The organism is Flagellimonas sp. L-11 (genome assembly GCF_056857735.1).
In genome coordinates, this window is the sequence record NZ_JBSXNR010000029.1 from 49,857 (window position 1) to 66,662 (window position 16,806).

Sequence of the window (16,806 nt, forward strand, 5' to 3'; positions counted from 1 at the left end):
TATCATGAGTGTGTTGATAAAACCGATCATTACGGAAAAAATGACCGCTGATAGCGAGCTTTTCAATCGCTACGGATTCTTTGTAAATCCAACCGCTAACAAGTTGGAAATCAAAGAAGCGGTAGAGGCTACTTATGGTGTTTCTGTTGAAAAGGTGAGAACCATGAACTATGGTCCATCGCGTAAGAGTCGTTATACAAAAACCGGAATTCAGCACGGTAAGACGAATGCAATCAAAAAGGCGATCGTTGATGTGGCTGAAGGTGATATTATTGATTTTTACAGTAATCTATAAAGACGAGAAATGTCAGTTAGAAAATTAAAACCGATAACCCCTGGTCAGCGTTTTAGAGTAGTAAACGGATTTGACGCGATTACTACTGATAAGCCGGAGAAAAGCTTGCTTGCTCCGATCAAAAAGACGGGCGGTAGGAACAGTCAAGGAAAGATGACCATGCGCCATAAAGGTGGTGGCCATAAAAGAAGATATCGAATCATCGATTTCAAAAGGGATAAACAAGGGGTAGAGGCAACTGTTGTTTCTATTCAGTACGACCCCAATAGAACTGCATTTATCGCCTTGGTGGAATACAAGGATGGTGAAAAAAGGTATGTAGTTGCCCAAAACGGACTGCAGGTAGGTCAGACAATCAAGTCTGGAACTGGATCTGCTCCAGAAATTGGAAATGCACTCCCATTGGGTGAGATTCCATTGGGTACTGTTGTGTCTTGTATAGAATTGAGACCCGGTCAAGGTGCTATTATGGCGCGTAGTGCTGGAACTTTTGCCCAGTTGATGGCGAAAGATGGTAAGTTCGTGACCTTGAAATTGCCTTCTGGTGAAACAAGAATGGTTTTGGCTACGTGTTTGGCCACTATAGGGGCGGTATCCAACTCTGACCACCAATTGTTGGTATCCGGTAAAGCGGGTAGAAGCAGATGGTTGGGCAGAAGACCAAGAACTAGACCAGTAGCTATGAACCCTGTTGATCACCCAATGGGTGGTGGTGAAGGTAGAGCTTCAGGAGGTCATCCAAGATCTAGGAACGGTATTCCTGCAAAAGGATTTAGAACACGTTCTAGAACTAAGGACACCAATAGATATATCATAGAACGTAGAAAGAAATAAAAGAAAAGTAAATGGCACGTTCGTTAAAAAAAGGACCATACGTTCATTTTAGTCTGGAAAAGAAAGTCCAGGCCAATATAGAATCAGGTAAGAAATCAGTTATCAAAACATGGTCAAGAGCCTCAATGATAACGCCGGACTTTGTTGGGCAAACCATCGCGGTTCATAACGGTAGACAATTTGTTCCCGTATTTGTAACTGAAAATATGGTAGGTCACAAATTAGGGGAATTTTCACCTACAAGATCTTTTAGGGGTCATGCAGGAGCTAAAAACAAAGGTAAAAAGTAAGTAAGCTATGGGAGTTCGTAAAAGACAAATGGCCGAAAGGTTAAAAGAAGAGAAAAAGCAACTTGCTATTGCAAAGCTTAACAATTGCCCGACTTCTCCAAGAAAAATGCGTTTGGTCGCTGACTTGGTAAGAGGTAAGCAAATTGAGATGGCATTGGCTACCCTAAGGTTCAACCCAAAAGAAGCATCCAGAAAACTGGAAAAGCTTTTGCTCTCTGCAATCGCTAACTGGGAAGCTAAAAATGAGGGTGCGGATATTGAGGCAGCTGATCTTTACATCAAGGAAATCCGTGTAGATGGAGGAAGTATGTTGAAGAGATTGAGACCAGCTCCACAAGGTAGAGCACATAGAATCAGAAAGCGTTCCAATCATGTTACTATGATTTTGGAGGCCAATAACAACGTTCAAAGCTAGAAGAATAATATGGGACAGAAGACCAATCCAATAGGAAATCGCTTAGGAATTATCAGGGGATGGGAATCCAACTGGTACGGAGGAAATGATTACGGCGATAAACTGGCTGAAGACGATAAAATCAGAAAGTACCTCTATGCGCGTTTGGCGAAAGCTAGCGTATCTAGAGTTATTATAGAGCGAACCTTGAAATTGATCACCATTACCATTACCACGTCAAGGCCTGGTATCATTATCGGTAAAGGTGGGCAAGAGGTGGACAAGCTTAAGGAGGAGCTTAAGAAAATTACCAACAAAGAGGTTCAGATCAATATTCACGAGATTAAGAGACCTGAGCTTGACGCAAATTTGGTAGCTGCAAGTGTCGCAAGACAGATTGAAAGCAGGATTTCATACAGAAGAGCCATCAAAATGGCCATTGCAGCAGCAATGCGTATGAATGCCGAAGGAATCAAGATTCAGATTTCCGGACGTTTGAACGGTGCTGAGATGGCACGTTCAGAATCTTATAAAGAGGGAAGAATTCCATTGTCTACTTTCCGTGCAGATGTGGACTATGCCTTGCACGAAGCTCACACTACCTATGGTAGATTGGGTATAAAGGTGTGGATCATGAAAGGAGAGGTTTACGGTAAAAGAGAGCTTTCCCCATTGGTAGGATTGAGCAAGAGTCAAGGAAAAGGCGGCAAGGATAACAAGAAATCCCGTCGTAGAAAGTAATAAGATAAAGTAAGGTAAAATGTTACAGCCAAAAAGAACAAAATTTCGTAAGGCCCAGAAAGGGCGTATGAAGGGGAATTCCCAGAGAGGACACCAGCTTTCCAATGGAATGTTCGGTATCAAGTCCATGGATTCGCACTTCATCACTTCCCGTCAAATAGAGGCTGCACGTATCGCTGCGACAAGATACATGAAAAGACAAGGTCAGTTGTGGATCAAAATATTCCCGGACAAGCCTATCACCAAAAAACCTCTTGAGGTTCGTATGGGTAAAGGTAAAGGTGCTCCAGAATATTGGGTAGCCGTGGTAAAACCTGGTAGAATCATGTTCGAGGTCGGTGGTGTACCCATGGATGTTGCTAAGGAAGCTTTAAGGCTAGCAGCGCAAAAGCTACCGGTTAAAACCAAGTTTATTGTGGCTAGGGATTATTCCGCCTAATTTTTAATTGAGAAGAAAGATGAGACAATCAGAAATAAAAGAACTTTCAATTGAAGAGCTAAAGGAGCGATTGGCCGAGTTCAAAAAGCAACACGCTGATCTTAAAATGGCGCACGCTGTTACTCCTTTGGAAAATCCTTTACAGATCAGAAAGACGAGAAGGACGGTAGCAAGACTTGCAACTGAATTAACTAAAAGGGAATTACAATAATCGGTTCTGCCTTATGGAAAACAGAAATTTAAGAAAAGAAAGAATAGGCGTTGTTACCAGCAACAAAATGGAGAAATCGATAGTGGTTTCTGAGGTAAAACGAGTGAAGCACCCCATGTACGGGAAATTCGTTCTGAAGACCAAGAAGTATGTTGCCCACGACGAAAAGAACGATTGCAACGAAGGTGATACCGTTAAAATAATGGAAACACGACCATTGAGCAAAACAAAGTGCTGGAGGTTGGTAGAAATCCTAGAAAGAGCTAAATAATTATGGTACAGCAAGAATCAAGATTAAGGGTTGCGGACAATACCGGTGCAAAAGAAGTTTTGACCATCCGCGTACTAGGAGGAACAAAGAGAAGATACGCATCTTTGGGTGACAAAATTGTAGTTACCGTAAAAGAGGCTACTCCAAACGGTACTGTAAAGAAAGGTTCTGTTTCTACAGCGGTTGTTGTTAGGACCAAGAAAGAAGTAAGAAGACCAGATGGTTCTTACATCCGTTTCGACGACAACGCATGTGTGTTGTTGAACCCGACCGGGGAGATGAGGGGAACACGTGTATTTGGTCCTGTTGCCAGAGAGTTGAGGGACAGACAATTCATGAAGATTGTTTCATTGGCGCCTGAAGTGCTATAAAAGAAATATCAGAGAGATGAAGTTGAAAATAAAAACAGGGGACACGGTAAAAGTCATTGCGGGAGACCACAAAGGCAGCGAAGGTAAAGTGCTTAAAGTAGACCGTGAAAAGAACAAAGCTATTGTGGAAGGCGTCAACGAGGTGTCCAAACACGAAAAGCCAAGTGCGAACAACCCTCAAGGAGGCATAACAAAAAAGGAAGCTCCGATACATATTTCCAATCTTTCCTTAATCGATCCAAAGTCTGGCGAGACAACTCGTGTTGGATATGAAGTAAGGGACGGAAAGAAAGTAAGGTTTTCCAAAAAATCCAATGAAGTAATTTAGTCATGAGTTACATTCCAAGATTAAAGCAAGAATATAAGGAGCGCGTGATCAAAGCGCTAACGGAAGAATTTGGTTACAAAAACGTAATGCAAGTTCCTAAGTTGCAAAAAATAGTGGTTAGCCGTGGAGTCGGAGCCGCTGTTTCGGACAAAAAGCTGATTGATCATGCTGTTGACGAACTGACCAACATTACAGGTCAAAAAGCGGTCGCTACCCTTTCCAAGAAAGACGTTGCTACGTTCAAATTGAGAAAAGGAATGCCGATTGGTGCAAAAGTGACTCTTAGAGGAGAGCGCATGTACGAATTTTTGGATAGATTGATTACCAGTGCCCTTCCTAGGGTGCGTGATTTCTCTGGAGTAAAGGCTACAGGATTCGATGGTAGGGGAAACTACAATTTGGGAGTTACCGAACAAATCATCTTTCCGGAAATCAATATAGACAGAATCAACAGAATCAACGGAATGGACATCACGTTTGTTACTTCTGCTGAAACTGATAAAGAAGCAAAATCATTGTTAACCGAACTGGGAGTACCCTTTAAAAAGAACTAGTATGGCCAAGGAATCAATGAAAGCCCGTGAAAGAAAAAGGGCTAAAATGGTAGAAAAATACGCCGAAAAAAGAAAGGCTCTAAAAGAAGCGGGAGATTATGAGGCTTTACAGAAGTTGCCAAAGAACGCTTCTCCTGTTCGCATGAGAAACCGTTGCAAGTTGACCGGTAGACCTCGCGGGTACATGAGAACTTTTGGAGTATCCAGGGTAATGTTCAGGGAAATGGCCAATAAGGGTTTGATTCCGGGAGTTAAAAAGGCAAGTTGGTAATTTAGATAAAGAAAAGAAATGCTTACAGATCCAATTTCAGATTATTTGACCAGATTGAGAAATGCCAGTAAGGCAGGTCATAGGGTTGTAGATATCCCCGGTTCCAATCTAAAAAGACAGATTACCAAAATATTGTTCGATCAAGGATATATTTTGAGTTATAAATTCGAGGAAGACAAAGTACAAGGGAACATCAAAATCGCCCTTAAGTACGATAAATTTACCAAGGAGCCTATCATTAAAAAATTGCAGCGGGTAAGTAAGCCCGGTCTGCGCAAGTATTCAAACTCTAACGATTTGCCTAGAGTACTGAATGGTTTGGGAATCGCTATCGTTTCTACTTCTCATGGGGTAATGACGAGTAAGCAGGCCCAGCAAGAGAACGTAGGTGGCGAGGTATTGTGCTACGTATATTAATTGAGAAAAGAGAAGAAAAATGTCAAGAATAGGTAACAGTCCAGTTAAAATTCCTGATGGAGTCACTATAGAAGTGAAAGATTCCGTTGTTACTGTAAAAGGTAAATTGGGAGAACTTACCCAAGAGTTTTCAGGGATTGACATTAAAGTCGAGGACGGAAGCGTTGTTTTGGAAAGACCTTCCGATGACAATAAACACAAATCAAAGCATGGGTTATACCGCGCTCTTATCAATAATATGGTAGAAGGTGTGACCAATGGATGGACAAAGGAATTGGAACTTGTAGGTGTTGGTTACAGGGCCAGCAATCAAGGACAAAAATTGGATTTGGCCCTAGGGTTCTCCCACAACATTGTTCTGGACATCGCTCCCGAAGTAAAAATCGAGACCATCTCCGAAAAAGGGAAGAACCCTATCGTAAAACTAACATCTCACGACAAACAATTGGTGGGTCAGGTAGCCGCTAAAATCAGAGGTTTCCGTAAGCCGGAGCCTTACAAAGGAAAAGGTGTGAAGTTTGTAGGTGAGCAATTAAGAAGAAAAGCAGGTAAATCAGCTTAATAATTAAGACTATGGGATTATCTAAGACTGAAAGAAAATTACGCATCCGAAGAAGAATACGAAAAGTATCCTTCGGAACTGAAGCAAGACCAAGGTTGTCTGTATTCAGAAGCAATAAAGAAATATATGCCCAGTTGATTGACGACGATAAAGGTGTAACTTTGGCGGCAGCCTCATCCAGAGATAAGGATGTGGACTCCAAAGGAACAAAGTCCGAGGTTGCGACCAACGTGGGTAAGGCCATAGCTGAAAAAGCTCTTAAGCTTGGTGTTGAAGCCGTTGCTTTTGATAGGGGAGGAAACCTATATCACGGAAGAATAAAATCATTGGCTGAAGGAGCTAGGGAAGCAGGACTAAAATTCTAATAAACTATGTACCAGAAATACAAAAACGTAGAAATAGTAAAGCCAGGTGGACTGGAGTTGAAAGACCGATTGGTTGGAGTACAACGTGTTACCAAGGTAACAAAAGGGGGTAGAGCCTTTGGTTTTTCGGCCATAGTTGTTGTTGGTGATGAAAACGGAGTTGTTGGACATGGTTTGGGAAAATCCAAAGAGGTTGCCACAGCTATCGCCAAAGCTATCGAGGATGCCAAAAAGAACTTGGTTCGTATTCCATTGAACAAAGGAACACTTCCTCACGAGCAAAAAGGAAAATACGGTGGTGCACGTGTTTATATCAAGCCTGCATCGCACGGTACCGGGGTAATCGCCGGTGGAGCTGTAAGAGCCGTATTGGAAGCTGTTGGGGTACAGGATGTATTGTCTAAATCGCAAGGATCTTCCAACCCGCACAACGTGGTAAAAGCTACTTTTGATGCCCTGTTGCAATTGAGAAGTGCTGACACCGTTGCAAAGCAAAGAGGAGTTTCTTTGGAAAAAGTCTTTAAAGGATAAATAGAGGATAACATGTCAAAGATTAAAGTTAAACAAGTAAAGAGCGGCATCAAAAAGCCACAGAACCAAAAAAGAACTTTGGAGGCTCTTGGATTGCATAAGATCGGACAGGTAGTTGAGCACGAAGCAACTCCTAGTATCCTTGGAATGGTAAATAAGGTAAAACACTTGGTTTCCACAGAGGAAGCTTAAAATATAAAGGCACATGGATTTGAATAATCTAAAACCAGCGGATGGCGCTGTGCACAAAGAAGGAAAACGTGTAGGACGAGGAGAGGGTTCCGGAAAAGGGGGCACTTCTACCCGTGGACACAAAGGAGCCAAGTCTAGATCTGGATATTCCAAAAAGATTGGTTTTGAAGGGGGGCAGATGCCATTGCAAAGACGTGTACCCAAGTTCGGTTTCACCAACATGAACAGAAAAGAGTACACAGGAATCAATTTGGGCAGACTTCAGGAATTGGTGGACAAGGGTGCCGTGAAAAAAGAGGTTACCTTGGAAACACTTATTGAAAACGGTTTGGCCCACAAAAACGACTTGGTAAAGATTTTGGGTGATGGCGAATTAAAGGCATCCCTTAAAGTATCGGTACATAAATTTACTGCTTCCGCAAAAGCTGCCATCGAGTCAGCAGGAGGTGAAGCAATAAGTTTATAAGACATATAGCATGAAGAAATTTATTGAGACCATATCAAATATCTGGAAGATTGATGAACTGAGACAGCGTATCATCCTTACATTGGGACTATTATTGGTTTACCGATTTGGAGCTCAAGTTGTTCTTCCTGGTATTGATACTGCCCAATTGGCGGAATTATCCTCGAACACCGAGAACGGTATCTTGGGAATTCTTAATGCTTTTACGGGTGGTGCTTTTGCGAATGCCTCGGTCTTCGCTTTGGGTATTATGCCCTATATCTCCGCCTCCATTGTAGTACAGTTGATGGGAATAGCCATTCCTTATCTTCAAAAACTACAAAAAGAAGGCGAAAGTGGTAGAAAAACCATCAACCAGATAACCCGTTGGTTAACCATTGGTATCTGTATTGTCCAAGCGCCCGCCTACTTGTACGGTCTTGGTGCCTTAGGTGTGCCAGATAGTGCTTTTGTTTTGGGTAAAGGTTTGGATTTTATCGTTCCAGCTGTTATTATATTGGTTACAGGATGTGTATTCGCCATGTGGTTGGGTGAGAAAATCACCGACAAGGGAATCGGAAACGGTATCTCCCTGTTGATTATGGTGGGAATCATTGCAACATTGCCACAGGCATTTGCGCAAGAATTTGTTTCAAGAACTACCAACAATACAGGAGGAATCATGTTCATGCTGATTGAGGTTATAGTTTGGTTCTTGGTAATCTTGGCTAGTGTTTACCTAACAATGGCAGTTAGACAAATTCCGGTACAGTACGCAAGAAGAACAGCTTCTGGTGGATACGAAAAGAATGTTATGGGAGCACGTCAGTACATTCCGCTTAAGTTGAATGCATCTGGTGTAATGCCCATTATTTTTGCACAGGCAATTATGTTTGCACCAAGTTTGATTGGTAGAACATTTAACGATACCGCTGCAGGTCAGTGGATGGAAGTACAGTTCGCCGATATTTTTGGATTGGCTTACAACATCCTATTTGCAGTATTGATTATTATATTCACCTACTTCTATACAGCGATCACCGTGCCCACCAACAAAATGGCCGATGATTTAAAGAGAAGTGGCGGGTTCATCCCAGGTATACGTCCTGGAAAGGAAACCGGAAATTATTTGGACAAAATAATGTCCTTGATTACCTTACCTGGTTCCATCTTTTTGGCACTGTTGGCCGTGTTGCCCGCAGTTGTTGTAAAATTGATGGACGTACAGGCCGGATGGGCATTGTTTTATGGAGGTACATCACTATTGATCATGGTTGGTGTAGCAATAGATACTGTACAGCAAGTAAATTCTTATTTGTTGAACAGACATTACGATGGCTTAATGAAAACCGGAAAAAACAGAAAAGTAGCATAATTTATGGCAAAGCAGCCAGCAATAGAACAAGACGGGACTATTATTGAAGCATTGTCTAATGCAATGTTCAGGGTAGAATTAGAAAATGGGCACGTGGTAACGGCGCACATTTCCGGGAAAATGCGTATGCACTACATTAAGCTACTTCCTGGAGATAAGGTAAAGTTGGAGATGAGTCCATACGATTTAACAAAAGCAAGAATTACTTATAGATACTAGTTACATGAAAGTAAGAGCATCAATAAAAAAGAGAAGTGCCGACTGCAAGATTGTTCGCAGAAAGGGCAGATTGTACGTAATCAACAAAAAGAATCCTAGATTTAAACAAAGACAAGGGTAATTATGGCAAGAATTGCAGGGGTAGATATACCTAAACAAAAGCGTGGCGTTATTTCGCTTACCTACATCTTCGGTATAGGTAAAAGTAGGGCGCAAGAAATTTTGGCAGCAGCCCAAGTAAGTGAAGATACCAAGGTTTCCGATTGGACCGATGATGAAATCGGTAAAATTAGGGAAGCTGTTGGAGCTTACACAATTGAAGGTGAACTTCGCTCAGAAACCTCAATGAACATCAAACGTTTGATGGATATTGGTTGTTACCGTGGAATTCGTCACAGATCTGGATTGCCATTAAGAGGTCAACGCACCAAGAACAACTCTAGGACCAGAAAAGGAAAAAGAAAAACAGTTGCCAACAAGAAAAAAGCAACTAAATAATAAGTAGGTAGTATGGCAAAGGCAAGTACTAAAACAGCTAAAAAGCGCAAAGTAGTCGTAGAATCTACCGGAGAGGCGCACGTTGTTGCATCTTTCAACAACATCATTATTTCCCTTACCAATAAGAAAGGTGATGTTATTTCATGGTCTTCCGCTGGAAAAATGGGATTCCGAGGCTCTAAAAAGAACACCCCCTACGCAGCTCAGATAGCAGCAGAGGATTGCGCCAAAGTTGCCCACGAAGCAGGACTGAGAAAAGTAAAGGTGTACGTAAAAGGACCAGGTAACGGTAGGGAATCTGCTATTCGTTCCATCCACAACTCAGGAATCGAGGTAACAGAGATCGTAGATGTTACTCCACTTCCGCACAACGGTTGCAGACCGCCAAAAAGAAGAAGAGTTTAATAATCATTAATAGATAACGGCCCCTAAAAAGGGTCTTCACCCGAAGGTGCAGTTAGATTATCGAAGGATAAGCCTTAATTCATAATCGCACCTTCAAACTAAAAGAAGATGGCAAGATATACAGGACCAAAAACAAAGATCGCTAGAAAGTTTGGAGAAGCGATTTTCGGAGACGATAAGTCATTCGAAAAGAAAAATTACCCTCCAGGACAACACGGTAACAACAGACGTCGTGGTAAAAAGTCTGAATATGCAATCCAGTTGATGGAGAAGCAAAAGGCAAAATACACTTACGGTATTTTGGAGAAGCAATTCCGTAACCTTTTTGGTGAAGCCAAAAGAAAAGAGGGTGTTACCGGTGAAATATTGCTTCAATTGTGCGAATCCCGTTTGGACAACGTGGTTTACAGAATGGGAATTTCCCCATCAAGAAGAGGAGCACGTCAATTGGTGTCGCACCGTCATATTACCGTAAACGGAGAGGTTGTAAACATTCCATCCTATTCACTAAAAGCAGGAGATGTTGTTGGTGTTAGGGAAAAATCAAAATCCGTACAATCCATTGTAGACTCGTTGGCTAACAATAGCAGTGTTTACGAATGGATTACATGGAACTCTGAAAAGAAAGAAGGTACATTTGTTGCCGTCCCAGAAAGACTTCAGATCCCTGAGAACATCAAGGAGCAGCTGATCGTCGAATTATACTCTAAATAAGAATTCAACATTAATCCAATTATGGCATTACTTAATTTTCAGAAGCCCGATAAAGTTATAATGATCGATTCAACAGATTTCGAAGGGAAATTTGAATTTCGCCCTTTGGAACCTGGTTATGGATTAACAGTTGGGAATGCGCTGAGAAGGGTTTTACTTTCCTCTTTGGAAGGTTTCGCCATCACTTCTGTGCGCATAGATGGAGTTGAACATGAATTTTCTGTTATACCAGGCGTTGTTGAAGACGTTACGGAAATTATTCTGAACCTAAAACAAGTTAGGTTCAAAAGACAGATTGATGATGTTGAGAGCGAAACTGTATCAATTTCCGTGAGCGGAAAAGAGCAAATGACCGCTGGTGATTTCCAAAAATTTATTTCGGGATATCAAGTGTTGAACCCAGATTTGGTAATCTGCAACATGGATCCCAAAGTGAGCATCAACATGGAGATCGTTATCGAAAAAGGTCGTGGTTATGTTCCTGCCGAGGAAAACAAAAAATCCAATGCACCACTTGGTAGCATTGCGGTTGATTCTGTTTACACTCCTGTAAAGAATGTAAAGTACAGCATCGAGAACTTTAGGGTAGAACAAAAGACCGATTACGAAAAATTGATTTTCGAAATCATCACCGATGGTTCCATTCACCCAAAAGATGCCTTGACCGAGGCCGCTAAAGTATTGATTCACCACTTTATGTTGTTCTCCGATGAGCGTATCACCCTTGAGGCTGATGAAATTGCCCAGACCGAGACATACGATGAGGAATCATTGCATATGCGTCAGTTGTTAAAGACCAAGTTGGTCGACATGGACTTGTCCGTAAGGGCTTTGAACTGTCTTAAGGCTGCCGAGGTGGATACTTTGGGAGATTTGGTTTCCTTCAACAAAAACGACTTGATGAAGTTCAGAAACTTCGGTAAAAAATCATTGACCGAATTGGAAGAATTGGTAATCAACAAAGGCCTGCAATTTGGTATGGACCTTTCCAAATACAAATTAGATAAAGATTAATAATCATATTTTGCTCTCCTGATTGCTTGGGATTTGGTAGCAAGATGATAACTTAGAACAATGAGACACGGAAAGAAGTTTAATCATTTAGGTAGAACAGCCGCCCACAGAAAAGCCATGTTGGCCAATATGGGAAGTTCCCTAATTGAGCATAAAAGAATCAACACCACTGTTGCAAAAGCCAAGGCGTTGAAACAGTTTATAGAGCCTTTGATCACCAAAGCAAAGATTGAGAACAACCAGACTACCGAAAAAGGTACGCACAACAGAAGGGTTGTTTTCAGTAACTTGCGAAGCAAAGAGGCTGTAACAGAATTGTTCAGCACCGTTGCCGAAAAAGTAGGTGACAGACCAGGAGGTTACACAAGAATCATTAAATTGGGTAACCGTTTGGGTGATAACGCTGATATGGCAATGATAGAGTTGGTAGATTTCAACGAGCTTTACAACGCAGGTAAGCCGAAAAAGAAATCGACCAGAAGAAGTAGAAGAGGAGGCGGAGGCGCCAAAAAAGCTGAAACACCAGCTCCTGCAGCCGAAACTAAAACTGACGATTCTGAAGAATAAGAAGAATGATATTAACTATTATATTTTAGGAAAAAGGATAAGTGAAAACTTATCCTTTTTTTATGTTTTTTTATCTTAACTGAAACTAGAGCACAAAATGAAGTATCACACAAAGAAAAAAGCGTTGATTTTGTTAGCGGACGGAACCATTTTTTATGGAAAGGCCGTTGGGGGAAGAGAAGGTACCGCGGTAGGGGAAGTATGTTTCAATACCGGAATGACTGGCTATCAGGAAATTTTCACAGACCCATCTTACTATGGGCAATTGATGGTGACCACCAATGCACACATTGGAAACTATGGTGCCCACGAAGATGAAGTGGAATCCGATTCTATAAAGATTGCAGGTCTAATCTGTAAAAATTTCAGTTACGAATATTCAAGACCAGATGCCAAAATGAGTCTTTTGGAATTCTTGGACAAGAACAACCTGTTGGCCATTTCCGATGTGGATACCCGTGCTTTGGTGAGCTATATAAGGGACAATGGTGCCATGAACGCATTGATCTCCACAAAAGTGGACGATATTGACACGTTGAAAGAGGAGTTGAGACAAGTGCCAAGTATGGAAGGCTTGGAGCTTTCATCCAAAGTATCCACAAAAGAACCATATTTCTATGGAGATGAAAATGCAGAAATCAAAATTTCTGCTTTGGATATCGGTATCAAAAAGAACATCTTGAGAAACCTGGCAAAACGTGGAGCTTATATCAAAGTATTCCCATATAATACATCTTACAGTAAAATGAAGGAATGGAACCCGGACGGATACTTTATCTCCAACGGACCTGGTGACCCAGAACCTTTAACCGATGCCGTGGCAGCCACCAAAGAAATAATTGCCTCCGACAAGCCCTTGTTCGGGATTTGCTTGGGACATCAAGTATTGGCTTTGGCCAATGGCGTTTCCACCTATAAAATGCACAACGGGCACAGAGGAATAAACCACCCAATTCTAAACTTGATGACAGGAAAAGGGGAAATCACCTCTCAAAACCATGGATTTGCGGTAAATAGGGAAGAGACCGAAGCAAACGCTGAATTGGAGATTACCCACACCCATTTGAACGATCAAACGGTGGCAGGTATCAAAATGAAGAACAAGGATGTATTCTCGGTACAATATCACCCAGAAGCAAGTCCAGGTCCACACGATGCAGATTATCTGTTCGACCAGTTCTTCGATTTGATCAAGGCTAGGAAAAACTAAGAGTTTGTTCAGGAATTTTCACAGGCCCTTTTTGATGCAGTTTGAAGCACAATTTTTAAACCTAGCCGTGGTTACGGTTCAAAAATGTAACGAAAAAATGCGCAAAAAGGGTCATAAGAAAACAATTGACAAATTTCTTAACAAGCTCTAAAACGTTATAGTTTTGTTTTTAAGCAATTAAGTATGTTTTGTGCGTAATATCATGGAGTAAAAAACGCTACCTTTTGTATCTTAGCCCAATAATCACAACTAAAAACATTGAATTAAAATGAGCATCATTATCAACATTCATGCAAGACAGATATTGGATTCCAGAGGAAATCCAACAGTAGAAGTAGATGTAGTAACCGAAAATGGAATTATGGGAAGGGCAGCTGTACCTTCCGGAGCCTCTACTGGAGAGCATGAAGCCGTTGAGTTACGCGATGGTGGCGATTCCTTTATGGGCAAAGGAGTTGGTAAAGCCGTGAACAACGTTAATACCATTATTGCAGAGGAATTGATCGGAACTTCTGTTTTTGAGCAGAATTACATCGATCAAGCTATGATCGAATTGGATGGTACTCCGAACAAATCAAAATTGGGAGCCAACGCCATATTGGGCGTCTCCTTGGCAGTAGCAAAAGCAGCGGCCAACGAGTTGGGCATGCCATTATACCGTTACGTAGGTGGTGTTAGTGCCAACACCCTTCCAGTTCCCATGATGAACATAATCAATGGAGGTTCGCACTCCGATGCGCCCATTGCATTCCAAGAGTTTATGGTAATGCCAGTTAAAGCAAAAAACTTTAGCCACGCGATGCAAATGGGAACGGAGATTTTCCATAACCTTAAAAAAGTACTGCACGACCGTGGTTTAAGTACCGCCGTAGGCGATGAGGGTGGTTTTGCACCAACCTTGGAAGGCGGTACTGAAGATGCTTTGGATACCATTGCAAAAGCTGTTGAAAAAGCAGGCTACAAATTGGGCGACGATATAATGATTGCATTGGATTGTGCCGCCGCTGAGTTTTATGTTGACGGTGCTTACGATTATACAAAATTTGAAGGTAGTAAGGGTGTAGTTAGAACTTCCGAGGAGCAAGCACAGTATCTTGCCGACCTTTGTGATAAATATCCAATTATTTCCATTGAGGATGGAATGGACGAAAACGATTGGGACGGTTGGAAAGTGTTGACCGAAAAAATCGGGGACAAAGTTCAATTGGTGGGGGATGACTTGTTCGTAACCAATGTTGAGCGTTTGTCTCGTGGCATTGAAAACGGCATTGCCAACTCCATTTTAATCAAAGTGAACCAAATCGGAACATTAACAGAGACCATAGCAGCCGTAAACATGGCAAAAAATGCTGGTTATACATCTGTAATGTCTCACAGGTCAGGTGAAACCGAGGACAATACCATCGCCGATTTGGCAGTGGCATTGAACACAGGTCAAATCAAAACAGGTTCCGCTTCAAGAAGTGACCGTATGGCCAAGTACAACCAATTGTTGAGAATTGAGGAAGAGTTGGGCGATATTGCTTACTACCCTCAAGAAAAAGCTTTTAAGGTAAAATAAGCATAATCATTATTTAGCATACAAAAAGCCTTTCTCAAATGGGAAAGGCTTTTTTTTGTTTCAATAACAAAGTTTGGTTAACTTAATGGTTCACTAAACTACCTTAAATTCTCCCGCATGAATAACTTTCTTTTTGTTGCTGCCGAAAATGATGCTTTGGAAAATTGTAAAGCGGGCGGTATGGGCGACGTGGTTCGGGATGTGCCCAGACAAATTTCGGATCGGGGAGACAAGGTGCATGTTGTGGTCCCGGCCTATTCAAGACTGCATCATGGAGGATTGCCCAGAACTACCTTAAACTTTACGCTACGGGGCTTAAGCTACACAGCAGAATTATATGAGGTGAAACCTAAAAAGGAGTTCCCAAATATTTTCCATTATGTACTGCATCATCCAGAAATTGAGGCCGGGGATATTGCACACATATACCATAACGATCCAGAGGAACCTTTCTATACCGATGCCATTAAGTATTTTATTTTTTGTACGGCGGTGGCCGAGGCCGTTAAGCAAGGCGCTTTTGGAGATGTAGATATGGTACACCTGCACGACTGGCACTCCAGTTTGTTGTTGTTTTTAAGGGAGTATCACTCGGAATACAGCAACCTAAAGGATATACGAATTGTATATAGCATTCATAATTTGGCCATTCAGGGCATACGCCCGTTTGGGGGAAACTACTCATCCTTAAAAAACTGGTTTCCCAACGTGCCCTTGGATTATCAAAAATTGATGGATTACCGCTATCAAGATTGTATTAACCTAATGGCAGTAGGCATCCGTTTTGCCGATGCCGTGCACACTGTTTCACCATCATATAAAGAAGATGTGCTGTTGCCAAGTTCGCCTCCGGAATTTATTGGAGGTGAGGGATTGGAAAAAGATTTACAAAGCGCGGACCAAGAAGGACGCTTGTTCGGTATTTTAAATGGATGTAACTACAAGAACATCAACAAAGAGAAGAAAGGCAATATATACAGGAATACTGTTAAGGCCTTGTTTATGTGGTTGCAGGAAGAATCCAAAAAGTACAAAGCCGATTTTTTGGCGCACACCGGAGAAAAAATCATGGATTTTGTGGAAAAGCGACCAAAATTCATTGCATCCAGCGTTGCTCGATTAACGGAGCAAAAGTTTTATTTTTTTATGCGTTCCCCAGAAGCCTTTGTGGAAATTTTGAAAAAGTTGGAGCGAGTCGATGGTATATTTATGCTATTGGGAACCGGAGCACCGGAGTATGAGGGACTCTTCAGAAAACTGAGCTACGAACACAAGAACTTTGTTTTCACCAATGGCCAGTCGGAAAAGCTCATCGATTCCATGTATCTGGAGTCCGACCTATATTTTATGCCCAGTCTTTTTGAACCCTGCGGCATTAGTCAAATGTTGGCCATGCGAAATGGCAATCCTTGTTTGGTACACCATACAGGGGGGTTGAAGGATACGGTGGAGCATATGAAAACTGGTTTTGCCTTTGATGGGGACAGTTACGATGAAAAAATAAAAAACATGTTGGAAGCTTTGGATGTAGCTCTGGATGTGTTTGAAAATGATAAGCCAACCTGGAAAAAAATACAGGCCGCGGCAAGAAAAAAGCGCTTCACATGGGAGAAATCCGTTGATCAATATTACAAACTACTTTACAAGTTGGATTAAGTAAATTTCTATAATATTTTCGCGTTAATATCAACACAAATAGCAGCTGGAAATTGTTAATGGTTGCGCTTTTTCG

29 protein-coding genes are annotated in these 16,806 nt (G+C 41.7%); all 29 read left to right on the forward strand.

Annotated elements, in window-relative coordinates; all coding sequences use genetic code 11:
* Window positions 1-4: 4 nt before the first annotated feature.
* The 29 genes from rplW to AC13CC_RS03535 all read left to right on the forward strand — a co-directional run bounded on the left by rplW (window position 5) and on the right by AC13CC_RS03535 (window position 16,730).
* Window positions 5-295, forward strand: coding sequence for a 50S ribosomal protein L23 (gene rplW / locus AC13CC_RS03395; protein WP_293168768.1), 291 nt, complete (start codon window positions 5-7; stop codon window positions 293-295).
* 9 nt (window positions 296-304) lie between these two features.
* Window positions 305-1,129 (forward strand): 50S ribosomal protein L2, encoded by an 825-nt coding sequence (gene rplB, locus AC13CC_RS03400; protein WP_326279095.1) that lies wholly within the window; start codon window positions 305-307, stop codon window positions 1,127-1,129.
* An 11-nt stretch (window positions 1,130-1,140) separates the two neighbouring features.
* On the forward strand, window positions 1,141-1,419 hold the full coding sequence (gene rpsS / locus AC13CC_RS03405) for a 30S ribosomal protein S19 (protein ID WP_014032008.1): 279 nt from the start codon (window positions 1,141-1,143) through the stop codon (window positions 1,417-1,419).
* A gap of 7 nt (window positions 1,420-1,426) precedes the next feature.
* Window positions 1,427-1,834, forward strand: coding sequence for a 50S ribosomal protein L22 (gene rplV, locus AC13CC_RS03410; protein WP_293168762.1), 408 nt, complete (start codon window positions 1,427-1,429; stop codon window positions 1,832-1,834).
* 9 nt (window positions 1,835-1,843) lie between these two features.
* Window positions 1,844-2,554 (forward strand): 30S ribosomal protein S3, encoded by a 711-nt coding sequence (gene rpsC, locus AC13CC_RS03415; protein WP_293168760.1) that lies wholly within the window; start codon window positions 1,844-1,846, stop codon window positions 2,552-2,554.
* A 19-nt stretch (window positions 2,555-2,573) separates the two neighbouring features.
* Window positions 2,574-2,993 (forward strand): 50S ribosomal protein L16, encoded by a 420-nt coding sequence (gene rplP / locus AC13CC_RS03420; RefSeq protein WP_014032005.1) that lies wholly within the window; start codon window positions 2,574-2,576, stop codon window positions 2,991-2,993.
* Window positions 2,994-3,012: 19 nt separating this feature from the next.
* A complete protein-coding gene (gene rpmC / locus AC13CC_RS03425; RefSeq protein ID WP_014032004.1) occupies window positions 3,013-3,204 on the forward strand; it encodes a 50S ribosomal protein L29 in 192 nt (63 codons plus the stop codon).
* A 13-nt stretch (window positions 3,205-3,217) separates the two neighbouring features.
* Complete coding sequence (gene rpsQ / locus AC13CC_RS03430) at window positions 3,218-3,475, forward strand: 30S ribosomal protein S17 (RefSeq protein WP_014032003.1); 258 nt, start codon at window positions 3,218-3,220, stop codon at window positions 3,473-3,475.
* A gap of 2 nt (window positions 3,476-3,477) precedes the next feature.
* Window positions 3,478-3,846, forward strand: coding sequence for a 50S ribosomal protein L14 (rplN, locus tag AC13CC_RS03435; protein ID WP_014032002.1), 369 nt, complete (start codon window positions 3,478-3,480; stop codon window positions 3,844-3,846).
* Between the two features lie 16 nt (window positions 3,847-3,862).
* Entirely contained in the window at window positions 3,863-4,174 is a 312-nt protein-coding gene (gene rplX, locus AC13CC_RS03440) for a 50S ribosomal protein L24 (RefSeq protein WP_326279094.1), read from the forward strand.
* A gap of 2 nt (window positions 4,175-4,176) precedes the next feature.
* Window positions 4,177-4,728 carry a 50S ribosomal protein L5 gene (gene rplE, locus AC13CC_RS03445; protein WP_108246819.1) on the forward strand — a complete coding sequence of 184 codons (552 nt, stop codon included), beginning with the start codon at window positions 4,177-4,179 and terminating at the stop codon, window positions 4,726-4,728.
* 1 nt (window position 4,729) lies between these two features.
* A complete protein-coding gene (rpsN, locus tag AC13CC_RS03450; protein ID WP_207096771.1) occupies window positions 4,730-4,999 on the forward strand; it encodes a 30S ribosomal protein S14 in 270 nt (89 codons plus the stop codon).
* An 18-nt stretch (window positions 5,000-5,017) separates the two neighbouring features.
* Window positions 5,018-5,416: a 30S ribosomal protein S8 gene (gene rpsH / locus AC13CC_RS03455; protein ID WP_163626140.1), complete on the forward strand. Its 399-nt coding sequence runs from the start codon at window positions 5,018-5,020 to the stop codon at window positions 5,414-5,416.
* Between the two features lie 19 nt (window positions 5,417-5,435).
* Window positions 5,436-5,978 (forward strand): 50S ribosomal protein L6, encoded by a 543-nt coding sequence (gene rplF / locus AC13CC_RS03460; protein WP_163626139.1) that lies wholly within the window; start codon window positions 5,436-5,438, stop codon window positions 5,976-5,978.
* An 11-nt stretch (window positions 5,979-5,989) separates the two neighbouring features.
* Window positions 5,990-6,343: a 50S ribosomal protein L18 gene (gene rplR / locus AC13CC_RS03465; RefSeq protein WP_163626138.1), complete on the forward strand. Its 354-nt coding sequence runs from the start codon at window positions 5,990-5,992 to the stop codon at window positions 6,341-6,343.
* 6 nt (window positions 6,344-6,349) lie between these two features.
* Window positions 6,350-6,874 (forward strand): 30S ribosomal protein S5, encoded by a 525-nt coding sequence (gene rpsE, locus AC13CC_RS03470; protein WP_163626137.1) that lies wholly within the window; start codon window positions 6,350-6,352, stop codon window positions 6,872-6,874.
* A 12-nt stretch (window positions 6,875-6,886) separates the two neighbouring features.
* Window positions 6,887-7,066 carry a 50S ribosomal protein L30 gene (rpmD, locus tag AC13CC_RS03475; RefSeq protein WP_163626136.1) on the forward strand — a complete coding sequence of 60 codons (180 nt, stop codon included), beginning with the start codon at window positions 6,887-6,889 and terminating at the stop codon, window positions 7,064-7,066.
* A gap of 13 nt (window positions 7,067-7,079) precedes the next feature.
* A complete protein-coding gene (rplO, locus tag AC13CC_RS03480; RefSeq protein ID WP_293168748.1) occupies window positions 7,080-7,532 on the forward strand; it encodes a 50S ribosomal protein L15 in 453 nt (150 codons plus the stop codon).
* Between the two features lie 10 nt (window positions 7,533-7,542).
* On the forward strand, window positions 7,543-8,886 hold the full coding sequence (secY, locus tag AC13CC_RS03485) for a preprotein translocase subunit SecY (RefSeq protein WP_326279093.1): 1,344 nt from the start codon (window positions 7,543-7,545) through the stop codon (window positions 8,884-8,886).
* 3 nt (window positions 8,887-8,889) lie between these two features.
* Entirely contained in the window at window positions 8,890-9,105 is a 216-nt protein-coding gene (infA, locus tag AC13CC_RS03490) for a translation initiation factor IF-1 (protein ID WP_014031991.1), read from the forward strand.
* A 4-nt stretch (window positions 9,106-9,109) separates the two neighbouring features.
* Window positions 9,110-9,226, forward strand: a complete 117-nt coding sequence (ykgO, locus tag AC13CC_RS03495; protein ID WP_010519235.1) for a type B 50S ribosomal protein L36 — start codon at window positions 9,110-9,112, stop codon at window positions 9,224-9,226.
* 2 nt (window positions 9,227-9,228) lie between these two features.
* Window positions 9,229-9,603 carry a 30S ribosomal protein S13 gene (rpsM, locus tag AC13CC_RS03500; protein WP_014031990.1) on the forward strand — a complete coding sequence of 125 codons (375 nt, stop codon included), beginning with the start codon at window positions 9,229-9,231 and terminating at the stop codon, window positions 9,601-9,603.
* Between the two features lie 12 nt (window positions 9,604-9,615).
* On the forward strand, window positions 9,616-10,008 hold the full coding sequence (gene rpsK, locus AC13CC_RS03505) for a 30S ribosomal protein S11 (protein WP_014031989.1): 393 nt from the start codon (window positions 9,616-9,618) through the stop codon (window positions 10,006-10,008).
* A gap of 108 nt (window positions 10,009-10,116) precedes the next feature.
* Window positions 10,117-10,722: a 30S ribosomal protein S4 gene (rpsD, locus tag AC13CC_RS03510; RefSeq protein WP_163626133.1), complete on the forward strand. Its 606-nt coding sequence runs from the start codon at window positions 10,117-10,119 to the stop codon at window positions 10,720-10,722.
* 21 nt (window positions 10,723-10,743) lie between these two features.
* Entirely contained in the window at window positions 10,744-11,736 is a 993-nt protein-coding gene (locus AC13CC_RS03515) for a DNA-directed RNA polymerase subunit alpha (protein ID WP_293168741.1), read from the forward strand.
* A 60-nt stretch (window positions 11,737-11,796) separates the two neighbouring features.
* Window positions 11,797-12,303 carry a 50S ribosomal protein L17 gene (gene rplQ / locus AC13CC_RS03520; RefSeq protein WP_326279092.1) on the forward strand — a complete coding sequence of 169 codons (507 nt, stop codon included), beginning with the start codon at window positions 11,797-11,799 and terminating at the stop codon, window positions 12,301-12,303.
* A 97-nt stretch (window positions 12,304-12,400) separates the two neighbouring features.
* Window positions 12,401-13,513 (forward strand): glutamine-hydrolyzing carbamoyl-phosphate synthase small subunit, encoded by a 1,113-nt coding sequence (gene carA / locus AC13CC_RS03525; protein WP_482876206.1) that lies wholly within the window; start codon window positions 12,401-12,403, stop codon window positions 13,511-13,513.
* Window positions 13,514-13,781: 268 nt separating this feature from the next.
* Window positions 13,782-15,074 carry a phosphopyruvate hydratase gene (gene eno, locus AC13CC_RS03530; protein ID WP_326279090.1) on the forward strand — a complete coding sequence of 431 codons (1,293 nt, stop codon included), beginning with the start codon at window positions 13,782-13,784 and terminating at the stop codon, window positions 15,072-15,074.
* 117 nt (window positions 15,075-15,191) lie between these two features.
* The gene (locus AC13CC_RS03535; RefSeq protein WP_482876207.1) at window positions 15,192-16,730 is read left to right on the forward strand and encodes a glycogen synthase; all 1,539 of its coding nucleotides are present in this window, start codon (window positions 15,192-15,194) and stop codon (window positions 16,728-16,730) included.
* Window positions 16,731-16,806 lie beyond the last annotated feature (76 nt).